The organism is Halovenus amylolytica (assembly GCA_004015825.1).
In the GTDB taxonomy this organism is placed as follows: Archaea; Halobacteriota; Halobacteria; order Halobacteriales; family Haloarculaceae; genus Halovenus; species Halovenus amylolytica.
In genome coordinates, this window is the sequence record SAYS01000024.1 from 1 (window position 1) to 11,912 (window position 11,912).

Annotated in this window: 11 protein-coding genes and 1 pseudogene; 7 read left to right on the top strand and 5 right to left on the bottom strand. The window is 52.1% G+C overall.

The annotated features are described in order from the left end of the window. The first annotated feature begins 155 nt into the window (after positions 1 to 155). Complete coding sequence (locus EOW68_RS16325; RefSeq protein WP_431359006.1) at positions 156 to 716, top strand: glycosyltransferase; 561 nt, start codon at positions 156 to 158, stop codon at positions 714 to 716. Between the two features lie 33 nt (positions 717 to 749). On the opposite strand, the pseudogene EOW68_RS16330 reads toward EOW68_RS16325, so the two are convergent. Together EOW68_RS16330 and EOW68_RS16335 are read right to left on the bottom strand one after the other, a co-directional pair. After that, positions 750 to 1,719 (bottom strand): annotated as a pseudogene (locus EOW68_RS16330) (transposase). Positions 1,720 to 1,775: 56 nt separating this feature from the next. After that, complete coding sequence (locus EOW68_RS16335; RefSeq protein WP_128226236.1) at positions 1,776 to 3,029, bottom strand: glycosyltransferase family 4 protein; 1,254 nt, start codon at positions 3,027 to 3,029, stop codon at positions 1,776 to 1,778. 169 nt (positions 3,030 to 3,198) lie between these two features. On the opposite strand from EOW68_RS16335, the gene EOW68_RS16340 reads away from it, so the two are divergent. The 6 genes from EOW68_RS16340 to EOW68_RS16365 all read left to right on the top strand — a co-directional run bounded on the left by EOW68_RS16340 (position 3,199) and on the right by EOW68_RS16365 (position 10,345). Continuing rightward, positions 3,199 to 4,086 (top strand): glycosyltransferase family 2 protein, encoded by an 888-nt coding sequence (locus tag EOW68_RS16340; RefSeq protein WP_431359007.1) that lies wholly within the window; start codon positions 3,199 to 3,201, stop codon positions 4,084 to 4,086. Continuing rightward, positions 4,079 to 5,008, top strand: a complete 930-nt coding sequence (locus EOW68_RS16345) for a glycosyltransferase family 2 protein (RefSeq protein WP_128226238.1) — start codon at positions 4,079 to 4,081, stop codon at positions 5,006 to 5,008. Before EOW68_RS16340 ends, EOW68_RS16345 begins: the two co-directional genes overlap by 8 nt. A 53-nt stretch (positions 5,009 to 5,061) precedes the next feature. Then, on the top strand, positions 5,062 to 6,471 hold the full coding sequence (locus EOW68_RS16350) for a sulfatase-like hydrolase/transferase (RefSeq protein WP_128226239.1): 1,410 nt from the start codon (positions 5,062 to 5,064) through the stop codon (positions 6,469 to 6,471). Between the two features lie 205 nt (positions 6,472 to 6,676). Beyond that, on the top strand, positions 6,677 to 7,927 hold the full coding sequence (locus EOW68_RS16355; protein ID WP_128226240.1) for a sulfatase: 1,251 nt from the start codon (positions 6,677 to 6,679) through the stop codon (positions 7,925 to 7,927). A gap of 95 nt (positions 7,928 to 8,022) precedes the next feature. After that, complete coding sequence (locus EOW68_RS16360) at positions 8,023 to 8,940, top strand: alkaline phosphatase family protein (protein ID WP_128226241.1); 918 nt, start codon at positions 8,023 to 8,025, stop codon at positions 8,938 to 8,940. Between the two features lie 316 nt (positions 8,941 to 9,256). Then, on the top strand, positions 9,257 to 10,345 hold the full coding sequence (locus tag EOW68_RS16365; RefSeq protein ID WP_128226242.1) for a CPBP family intramembrane glutamic endopeptidase: 1,089 nt from the start codon (positions 9,257 to 9,259) through the stop codon (positions 10,343 to 10,345). Between the two features lie 8 nt (positions 10,346 to 10,353). On the opposite strand, the gene EOW68_RS16370 is transcribed toward EOW68_RS16365, so the two are convergent. From EOW68_RS16370 to EOW68_RS16380, 3 genes are all read right to left on the bottom strand, one after another. Beyond that, entirely contained in the window at positions 10,354 to 10,605 is a 252-nt protein-coding gene (locus EOW68_RS16370; RefSeq protein ID WP_128226243.1) for a hypothetical protein, read from the bottom strand. Between the two features lie 82 nt (positions 10,606 to 10,687). Further along, on the bottom strand, positions 10,688 to 11,236 hold the full coding sequence (locus tag EOW68_RS16375; RefSeq protein ID WP_128226244.1) for a metal-dependent hydrolase: 549 nt from the start codon (positions 11,234 to 11,236) through the stop codon (positions 10,688 to 10,690). A 128-nt stretch (positions 11,237 to 11,364) separates the two neighbouring features. After that, positions 11,365 to 11,832: a DUF1616 domain-containing protein gene (locus tag EOW68_RS16380; RefSeq protein WP_128226245.1), complete on the bottom strand. Its 468-nt coding sequence runs from the start codon at positions 11,830 to 11,832 to the stop codon at positions 11,365 to 11,367. Between the last annotated feature and the right edge of the window lie 80 nt (positions 11,833 to 11,912).

Below are 11,912 nucleotides of genomic sequence, written 5' to 3' on the forward strand. Positions count from 1 at the left end.
GCTGGCGACGTGGAGCCAGCAGGGACGCAATCCCTACGACGAACTCAAGCGAGTTGTCCGAGACAACGAGATGGTTTCACGAGAGTTTGCTGTCCCGACCCTAGAATCCTCGGGGTAAACACGTACAAAATAAATTTGACGAGGAAGTTATTGGAGTGATACCCAACAGTATCGGCCATGACACTTTTTATTATGATCCGGATCACTCGACAACTCCAAATACTCAAACCGTTTTACTCCCGTTTCGAAACGCGACATGGAAAGGAAAAAATGAAGTAAAATATATAATTGAATATATATATAGAAAATATAATGTAAATATCCATCTGTATGGTCCTTCAGACGCCTGTCTTCCGGGGTATGTGAAATATTATGAAAGACCGACGGACAACGAATTACGGAGACTGTATTCGAATGCAGATATCTTTGTTTATCCAAGTTGGGTAGAGGGATTCGGTCTACCGCCTCTGGAAGCGATGGCAACAAAATGCGCAGTGGTAGCGACAAATACTGGTAGAATCAGAGATTTTCCTACAGACACAATTGCCTCTATAGTACCGCCTCGTGATACGTCAGCGTTAATTGACTCAACTTGTGAACTGATTGATAACCGTAAAAAGAAAAAAGAACTGCAACGCTCAGGATATGAGTATGTCCGAAAATATTCTTACAAAGAGGCGACACGTAAATTAGAAAAGATACTAATGGAAGTTTAGAATAAATATAATATAGCGGTCATAGAATCCATCTCATAGCTTCTCACAGCCCGGTTCCTTTCCTCGCTCGTAGTTAGTGAATCCAACGACGAGCCGGAACCCAGTGCAACGAACACTTCTGTTGGTGCGTGGACGCGGCCTCGAGCACGTCCGCGCCCGAGGCCGCAGTCCTTGGTTCGTTCGACTCCTGTCCGGTTGTTATACGTCTCGTCCAGGATGGACTGTTTCAGCTGAATGTCCTCGCTGTTTTCCTCGATTCAGTCTTCGACCCTGTACCCGATGTCTTTTGGGTCATCAGTATTTTGCGGATTGTATGGAGCGATTGGCACGACCCCTGCTTCCAGTAAGTGGTCGTCCCAATCAAGGATGTCGTAGGGGCTGTCTCCAAGCATCCAGATTGGTGTATCGACGGCGAGCGCGTCACACGTGACGCGCATCGCCGTCTTCTGCTTGTTTGGCCTGTGTGAACTCTGCTGCTATCGGGATCTTTGCGCCCGCTGAGACGACCGTGCAGCCAAAGCCGTAGTAGTGTTCTTCAGTTGTTGGATCGTAGTTCCACAACGCTGCGTCGTTGTACTGAATCGCTTCCATGTGCGTCGAATCGATAGAATATGTGGAGTCGACAGGCCGCGAGTGGCGGCTTGCTCGAAGAGTCTCTCAAAGATATCGTCGACGAAGTGTTCGAGGTCGGTGAGAAACCAGTCAGTCATGTCTGTGGATGGCGGTTTGTCGAGTCCGCAGTAGTACCAGACGAGGTTGTGTGGAGTTCCCGTGCAAACGGACGTGTGTCGTAGACATCCTCGTGGTAGCAGTGCGGAAAGCCCTGAAAGGGGTCTGGTGGCTGGTGAACTCGTGTTCGCCCCCGACGAGCGGGGACGAACACGTCGTACTCCAGTAAAAACTCAAAGGAGAGATGCTCAAACAGCGGTACGTTTCAGTAGCCGCGACATTCAAGAAGTCGTCTACCGACTACGTCTTGCAGGGCGTTGGTATTGCTGGACACAGTTTCCAACCCCTGCGACCTCCCTTGGTAGACTTTCTATGACACGCTGATAAAAATTAGCCTGCTGATTCAGCCACTCGTTTATAAAGGTCGATGTACTGGTCTGTGATCCGTTCCCAGCTAAACTGTTCTGCGCGTTGCTGGCTTCGCTCGCCCATCGTCTCTCGTTTCTCTGGATCCTCCAACAGATCCAGAAGGGCATCCGCGAGAGCATTCGAGTTCCCCGGCTCTACCAGTATGCCCGTCTGCTTGTCGTTGATCTGCTGTTTGACACCGCTGATACGGGAAGCGACCGGTGGCGTTCCGGCTGCCATCGCCTCAGAGACGACCATGCCGAATCCCTCCTCGAATGACGGGAGGACGAAAACACTCGCAGTCCGGTAGAGCGGGAGAAGATCAGTGTCGTTCAGATAACCCGTGAACGTGACGTTGGCCTCGATACCAGCCTCGTTGATGATGGTGCGAACGTGGTTCATATACTCTTCGTCGAGATCGGTTTCACCGGCGATGAGAAACTCGACGCTGTCATGGCCTGCAGCCACCACTTCGGCCGCTGCCTCGGCAAATTCCGCGACCCCCTTTCGCGGCATGACAGTCCCTGCAAAAAAGACGACTGGGCGATCCCCGAGGTCGTAGGTGTCTCTGACGCGCTCACAATCTCCCTCTGAAATCGCCTCGAATTTCTGGACATCGACACCATTCGGAATATGGATCATCTGTTCTTTTTGAACACCATTCTCGCTGAAGATCCGCTTGACAGTAGGATTCAGTACAGTCGTGTACGCGGTTCGTCGCGCGAGATAGATATCCGGTGAAAAAAACTCGAGAAACGACGGCGCCTCAAGGTCAGACTCCTCGTCGGTCGTCAACGCGTTCAGTCGGAGTTCACCGAGTTGTGCTGTGTAGATCATCTTTTCGCGAAGTCCGGGTGAGAGCGTGACGAGCACGTTTGCCGAGAATGGGAGATAGACGTGGATAGCGTCGTACTCTGTATTGCGTAACATGTGAAGCGTTTTGAGTGCGAAATTAGTCCGGTCGACGACGAGTTTCCCGACTCCGGCGAGTCCCGACACCATCTCGTAGGGCACCTCCTCCCAGGGTTCATCCGAGCCGGTCCCTAGTGACAACCGTCGGAAAATTACGCCCTCGTGTTCGCTGACAGGCGGGAGTCCCTCCCACTGTCGTTCTATCACTGTGACATCGTGGCCCCGGTCGGCGGTTCGTCGAGCGATGTTCCAGATGATACGCGGTAACGATCCCTGCCCGTGGTGGACCTTTTCGTGTCCATCGTAGACGTGTAGAATCTTCACAGAGTCATTGTAGCACTCTCTGAGTATTTGTTTATTAGTTCCCTATTTTATCTACGCTGCAACCGCGGCCGGTTTTCGGCTGACGAACAAACAAATCTGTCCAGACAGGGTATGGGTTTTAATTTCATTTAATTCGTAATGTTCAGTGATGGATAGTCGATTAGTAAGGGTGAGCGTCGTACTTCCCACCTACAACAGGGCAGACTTGCTCGGTCGATCGATTGGGAGTGTTCTCGAACAGACATACGAGGATTACGAGCTCATCGTCGTCGATGATGCGTCAACAGACGATACTGCCGAGACCATCAAACAGTTGAACGACGACCGGATCCAGTACATTAGACACGCCGTGAACAGCGGTGCTGCTGCCGCCCGCAACACAGGTATCAAAGCGGCAGAAGGCGATATTATTGCATTTCAGGACAGTGACGACAGGTGGGAGGAACGAAAGCTAGAAAAGCAGATCGATGCCTTCGAAAACAGTGCAGAGAACGTTGGCGTAGTATACACTGGCACACGCAAAGAGTCCCCCGACTCAGAGGAGTACATTCCTGGCCGGGGTGTCCAACCCAAGGAAGGGAACATTGAAGACTCTATTCTGCGGTATAATTTCGTAACCCCCCAGGCAGCGGCAGTCAAAAAGAGGTGTTTTGAAACAGTTGGAACCTTCGACGAGGAGTTGCCACCGCTGTCGGACTGGGAGATGTGGATCAGGATGTCCGAGTTCTACGAGTTCAAATTCGTAGACGAACAGCTTGTCACGGCGTATTTGCAGGAGGACAGTATCAGTACAAACAACGACGCGAACGTTCTTGCCAGGGAACGGATTATCGAGAAACACCGGGACCGATTCAACGGCGAAACCCTCGCACGGCAGTTGTTTTTTATTGGGCACGGTGCAATCAAAACGGGGGACATGGTGAAAGGCCGCAGATATCTACGTGAGGCCTTCGAAGCAGATTCACAGTTGCAATATCTCGGCGCCCTAGGTCTCTCGTTTTTCGGACCGCGGCTGTACCAGGCAGCATACAATCAGTACAAAGGAACACATGTGTAGACAAGCAGATGAGCTCCCGGAGGTCGGTATCGTTATCGTCAATTGGAACAACTACGATGACACCGCTAGATGTCTGGAGTCGCTCTCGGAGCTCTCCTACCCCTCCTATCAGGTGGTTGTCGTCGACAACGGGTCCACTGACGAGTCTGGGGAACGACTCAAGAAAGAATTCGAGTGGTGTGACGTCGTGTTCAACGATACGAACGAGGGTTTCGGCGGTGGCTGTAACACCGGTATCGGGTATGCACTAGCAAACGATGTTGAGTTTGTACTACTATTGAACAACGATGCTGTTGTCGCCCCTGATACGCTCGACGAACTTGTTACTGTGTCAACCGAGGCTAACGCCCGGGTTGTCGGCGCGTCAATTACCCACGGCTGTTCAGATGTTGTCAACTCCTCACCGAGCAAGTACCCGGATATGTTCTTCTATTCGGGATACAGAGAGAACCTCCCAGTCAGCTATTTTCCAAAAAAAAGTCCCGATCACCGATGGTGGCAAACGGACAGGGTTGAAGGCGGTGGTGTCCTTCTCGCGAGTGACCTGCTGCGGGAACGGAAGGAAACCGCCGGACACTACATTGACGATTCGCTGTTCATGTACTGTGAGGAGATCGAACTGGCGATGTGGTGTCGGGAACGTGACGAGACGGCTGTCATCGCCTCGGATGCCCATGTCAAACACGACACAGATGCTAGTTCCAGCCGTGCATTCCAGCTGTATTACCTAACTCGAAACCGCGTACTGGTCGGAGATGAACACCTGCGCGGCGCTGGCAGGCTGCTATTCGAGTCTCTGTACCCAGTGACGAGAGTCCTGCTCGCGGCGAGATTTCTATGGTGGGGCCAGCGGGACGTAGCGACAGCGATACTGCGTGGCCTGGTCGATGGCTACCGGGGAATAGAGGGGCAAACACGGTGATAGTTGACCATTCGCTCGGTATCTTCTTAACACTGCAAGAATAAATCAGTGCAATGACCCGTAACGTTGCGCTCATAATCCTCGACACGGTACGTCAGGACTATTTTTCGAAGCACGCAACACGTCTTAAATCGATGAGTGAAGTCTCGTTCGCACAGTGTCGCGCAGCCAGTTCTTGCAGCGTGCCGAGTCACGCTAGTATCCTGACGGGAGAACTCCCGCACGAACACGGCATCCACAGCACAGCCGTCGATTATTCCCAGCTCGATGAGACGAAAACGTTTTTCGGGGACATTCCAGGCTACAGAACCATCGGTGTGAGTACAAATACATTTGCAGGAGAGCCATTCGGGTTCGACAAACTGTTCGACGAGTTCGTCGATATCTCTTGGACACGACGGTTTCCCGAGGGACTGGACGCGCGCGAATTCGTAACGATGACCGACGCAGATGGGTTATCCTTCTACACCACGTTCCTGAAAACCGCGATATCACACGAACACACACTCGCAACTATCTCGAACGGGGCAATGGCCCAGCTCGACATGATGTTCTCGAAACTGCCCGTTCCAAAATTGCTCGACGATGGCGGTGAGTCTGCACTCAAGACAGCTCGGAAACGCGTCTCGGCTGGAACGGAACCGTTTTTCTTGTTCATGAATCTCATGGAAGCACATACACCACACCAGCCAGTCCGCAAATACAATGGATCGTTGTACGACGCACCCAACGACTGGAGTTCCAACAACGGGCTAAATCAGTGGGACATCAATAGAAACGGAATCGATGGACAGGAGGAAACTGTCGAACACTTCCGTGACCTGTATGCAGCAGCCATCGATTATCTGGATCGACAGGTAGCCGAGTTCATTGAACGAGTCCAAGCCGCGACAGACCGAGAGACCACGTTTATTATTACTGCGGATCACGGTGAAAACCTCGGCTATCCGGCGGACGGTGGGATGATTGGACACACGAGTAGTCTCTCAGAAGGACTCTTGCACGTTCCCTTGACCCTGGTGAATCCGCCGGAAGGATACGATAAGACGGAGACGGAGTACATGTCTCAGACGGAACTCGGTTCGCTTATCGCCGGGGTGGCCGCCGGTCGGACGCCAGACGTATTCAGCGATCGGATAGCCGCAGAGCGTATCACGACTACAAACTCCCCCGACGTGGCGGATGATGAACGGCGTTACTGGGAGCGCGCGCTCAGGTGTGTTTACGACGATACTCGGAAATGGATCTGGGACTCCCTTGGGACGGTTGACGAATACGATTTAGATCACGAACGACCAAATTGGCAACATCGGACGACAGCAGAGGAGGTTTCAAAACCTGCGTGGACTGGCGAGTTTTTCAGCGAAGACATCGAACAGTTCCAGCGACAGGACTCCTCCTCTGTCTGTGAAGACGTTGACGAGGCAACCAGATCACGACTCGAAGAACTTGGTTATATTTGAATACATCCCTCCTGTTTTTTCCCAGAAGTGTCGCCTTCGGAATCTAAGGTTCGGCCTCTGTTGTGAAATCCGACAATCAACAGTGTTCTTTCGCTGAAACCAGTAAAGATCAGAAGTATATTCGAGGTTCTGTTTGAGATCTGGTAATCAGAACAAAGGTATAAATTAACTCGTATTGAACGTTACCGTTGCGAGAGCAGTACATATGACAGAAACTCCTACTGGCAGAAATATCGTTATGCTCAGTGTCGACAGTTTGCGTGCGGACTACTGTTATGATGAGAGTCTGGCAACACCAGCGATTGACGCCCTGGCTGACTCCGGCTGCCGGTTCGAAAACGCAATCGCTCCAGGTCCGGCAACATACGAATCGATGCCTGCAATCTTTACTGGAATCCAACCGGGACCATCCGGTCCCAAAGGTGGAATCAACAAACGCGAACGGATCAAGAGGCATGTGCGAGCCCACCGACCACTGGCCGAGCGGTTACGTGAGCGAGGCTATACGACGATCGGGGTGACACCGAACCCATTCACTTCACGACAGTTCGGTTTCGACACTGGGTTCGACAAGTTTGTCGACTTCTTCGACTCTTCGGGATTTGGCGGCGGCTTGCGCAGTCGGATTGTCTCGCGGTGGGCCGACGGTGAGTTTGTCGGTGGCCTCCGGTTCGCAAGCAATATGCTCGGACTGGGTGATGTTTCAGTGAGCTGTTCTACTGTCGTGTCGCGAGCAATAGAGGAACTCGAAGATGCTTCCGAACCTTTCTTTCTCTGGATGATGTTTCTGGACCCCCACTGGCCGTACCGTCCACCGACTCGATACCATGATGGGACGGGAATAATCGGACGATACCGAGCGAACTGGCGTGCCAGCAATCTTTCTGATAGCACGCCGTCGGAGCGTGATGACGAAACATTGCGGACACTTTATAATGGGACGGTCAAGGGTTTCGACGACTGTCTGGAGAGGATCCGAAACGAACTGAGGCCTTTTGATCCAGCGTATGTTCTCCACTCTGACCACGGTGAAGCCTTCGGTGAACACGGACAGTATGGACACGGCGGTGCACTTTACGAAGAGAATATTCGTGTTCCGCTTCTCGTAGGAAACATCGGAAACAGGACGCGTGTCGAAAATCCGGTATCACTTCAAGTGATTCCCCGTCTGATCACGTCTCTGTGCAATGGTGAAATCGATCTATCGGCATTTACGACAGACCAGACGTATGCGATTTCTGAACGTGGGGATATCTGTGTCCGCGGTTCGGGATGGAAGTACTATCTCGGGAAGGATGAGAGAAGCCGACTCTATAACCTGCGAACAGATCCAGGTGAGCAGGATGGGATTGAAATCGGTATCGAAAGCTTGGAAAGCCAGTATAGAAACCATCTATGCGAAATTACCGATCTTGAACGAGCGGCACGTGAACAGGTTCCTATCAAACAGTTGTAAGCCCATTCTTTTATGATGCGTCCCCCTTCTCTCCGATAACCACTCTTCGAAACTAGGGCAAAACCGTAAGTAACATTCTGACAAAAAAGCTGACAATGGGCCTTACCGACTGGATACAGCGATCCTACGCACGCATAGACGAAGATGGACGCGCAGGGGCCACCGATAGTCTGGATGATCTTTACAGTGGGATGTGGCGGTATCTGGGCTGGCACGTTCCCCGGGGAACAAACATCTACGAGCGAGAGTGGGACACACTCGTAATCCTCGACGCCTGCCGGGTCGATCTGCTGCGTGAGGTTGCGGACGAATACTCGTTTTTAGGACCCGTCGGTTCCTTCGAGTCCGTCGGGAGTATGTCCGAAGAGTGGATGGAAAAGACGTTTACCGAAGAATATGCAGAAGAGACGCGGCAGACAGCCTATGTAACGTCGAATATATTCTCCGAACGAGTCCTGTCGACAGATCAGTTCTTAGAACTCGACGAAGTCTGGCGGTACGCCTGGGACAATACGCTCGGAATTGTCCCGCCTCGACCCGTGACAGATCGGGCGATAACTGTCGCACGGGACCAGCAGCCTGACCGGATGATCGTCCACTATATGCAGCCCCACCACCCATTCATATCAGATGATGTCTCCGAACATTTCGCAGCAGATCCGTTCGGACGGGAGAACGAAACAACGGTCGTCGATGCACTTCGCAGAGGAGAGATCTCCCGCGACGCGTTCTGGGATGCCTACCGGGAGAATCTTCGGCTCGTATTGAACGATGTCGCCGTACTGCTCGAAAATCACGACGCTGAGAAAGTTATCATAACTGCTGACCACGGCGATGCGCTGGGAGAGTGGGGAATTTACGATCATCCTGCCGGCTGCCTGCATCCTGTAGTAAAAAACGTCCCGTGGTCGGTTACAACTGCGACTGACGAAAATGAGTATGAGCCCCAACTAATCCAGAACAAGCACGAAGCGAACGTAGAGGAACGGTTGCGAGGACTGGGATATCTGTAGCCTCCGCGTATCCGAGTCTGATGAGCCGATACTGTCACATATACCATATTGCCCAACTTGAATTGACACAGTAACATTAGGCATGTTTAGGGCATTAACAGGAATGTGGAAAATATGAATAATCTGTGTATAGTATCAACAACGCTGTTATGACAATCGCGTCTGGTCCCAGCATGCGCTCCTACCGTTGACGACATCGCAACAACCCCATCCGAGGATGACAGGGGACTGTACACCTCCGGACCGACCTCAATGGGCCCGGACGAGGATCTGATAAATGACTAATAATTAAATATCTTGAGAAGCGATTCGCGGTATGGAATTCTACCGCCCGCAAGTGCCCTTCTGGAACATCGTGCTGGCTTTTCTTCTGTCTATCGGGATTGTTCTCTGCGAGATTCCATTATTTTATGGAGACATACAGTATTCGATAGCAGCATATGCCGTCCTGCTGGCGGTTCTTTCTCTGGCGCCACTGCAACTGGAAAGTGAGACACCGCTGTTTCAGGCCTTCGCGTTGATTCCGGTGTTCCGTCTCGTCAATTTTGCGATGCCGATTTTCGGAGAGCCAACGCTGGAGTGGTTCACGCTAATCTACGGCCCCTTCATTCCAGTATTTTTTTACTTCGGGTGGGAGTCGTTCAGTAGCGGTCCAGCGCCCGCACACCTAATCCCGCAATCCGAAGCCGTCAGCAACGATGGGGGGACGACCCGTCTCTGGCGAGTCGGTCAGGAGTTGCCATGGTGGATAGGCGGTAACAGAGGTGGGAAACTCAGGTGGGTGGTCCGGAAAGGCCGCCAGTTCTTCACGCCTCCGGAGGGGATGTCGACGCGTGAATCAGTTGCACACTGGGGTTCGCGCGCGTGTGTAATCGTGATAGTCCCAGTTGTCCTCGTGGCGTTACTCACTGCTCTGTTTCTTGCAACGGTGTACCTAGCAGAAGTCGAGTACAATCTCCTGACTCCGTCCCCGCTCGTTCCCAGGCTTGGCTTCTCACAGACAGTGCAGCTTGCAGTTGTCATGATCGTCTTTGTCGGATTCGTCGAGGAACTCCTGTTCAGGGTGATCCTCCAGAAAGTACTGGAGAGACGACTCGGAATCGTTTTGGGACTCCTGCTTGCGAGCGCGATATATGGGGGTGTGCATTTGGTTCACGGAGACACGACGATGATTCTGTTCGGTTGTGGCGTCGGGCTCTTTTTGGGTATTCTGTACGACCTGACTGATAGTTTCCTGCTCGTCTCTGTCGTACACGGGCTGGGAAACGTCTACCTCTATGGCATTATCCCACTGCGCGGAACCTCCACGAGTGAGCTGCTACAGACTATCACTGACCAGATCCAGCAGTACGTCTTCGTGTGGATCACTGATTTACAGCCTGTCCTCGAGTTTGTTTCCTTCTGAGTTACGGGCTATATAAATTGGAGCGTCTTGAGCGATTCGGTGATAATGATGCTCCCGAAGGTAAACAGCAGCGGGATGCTCGTTATGGCCAGCAGCAGTTGGATCTCTCGGAAATCGCGTTTGCTTGCTTTGACAACTGTCAGATAAGCCAGAAGGAACGCAAGGATTGTAGTGACGTATATCCCGGCTGTGTCACCACCCAGATACGAGATCGAATCCCCTGGAAACGTCTCGGAGTAGGCGATTGTCGCGAGTGTCATCAGTTTGCACATGGTAGTGACAAGAATATAAATATTGTCAGATATCTTGGTAGGCTTGCGCGGGACCGGTGCTAAATCTTCATTATCCTGTGCGAGTGTCCGTTAGAAATCGAAGGATGTCGGCCACAATAGGCATGCCGTCGTAGAGCCACAGCACGAACGCTGAGAAGAGGATTATGAGAAAGAGAACGGATCTAGAAAGCCAGAATTCCGGTGTCTGGATACCGAGTGAGTGCTCTACGAGCACCGGCCAGAAGAGAAACGCCGTATCCATAGTTGTCCTCCCTGTCAGTAGTGGCCCGTACAGATCGACCGGCACATGTGACAGGTAGCCGATGGCGAACGCAGTACCCAGTTCACCACGGTTCAGTCGGCGCGTGAGAAACAGAGCGAACAGAATTATCGGGAGCGCGACGAGAAGTGAGTGGGCGAATCCCCGTCCATAGTTGAGAAAACCGCTAAACACGAGTGGTTTATCGATCAGGTCCGGACAGATTGTCGCAAACAGCAACACGCTGACTGTATTCCAGTCCGGTGAACTGCCTCGCCAGTGGTGAATGATCGAATACAGCAGATATCCGAATGCCAGATGTTTCGAAACACCCCAGGCCATATGCGAAAGCGTATGCATGAACCGATTCACCGGTCTGAATTACGCTAATCAGTTCCTGCCCGTGTGATGCTAGCCCCCAAAATACACACCGATAGTCGTTCGTTCCTCGAATCTGTTAGTTGTATCATACATCTCATATCGGACATTTACTGATGCTGGACATCTACGTACAGTTGGAGATCGCGGTGGGGCTCCCCATCGGTTGACTCACCCTCGTACAGTTCGAACAGCAGGCGCTTCTGCCCGGCCGAGTCGAAGGTGACCGAGACAGGTTCCTCCCAGCGCCCATCTGGCGGGACACTGACAGTGTCGGAAACGAACGACGTTTCGTTCGTCCGAACGACGAGAGTGTAGGTATGGTGATTATTATCCAGATTGCCGATACCGACCTGCACTGTCGACTGTTCGCCGACAGTGACATTTTCAGGGTACCCGGAGGCGATTCCATCCTCCCCGAGAAGGTAGAACTCCGTCGTGTTGGGCGCTCCTGTCGGCAGGAGCGTGAACACAACGATGAACAGAACTGACAACACGATTGCACCAGCGAGGAGTTTCATCACTACCGACTCTGTGTCGGTGTCGGAATCGAGCAGTTCTACCGAACGGTTTCCCATCGGGAGCGTGTTCGGTCAGCTATCCATTATGTCTGTTGGTTGCTGAGAATCAGTAAAAAGATAATAACTTTACACGAACA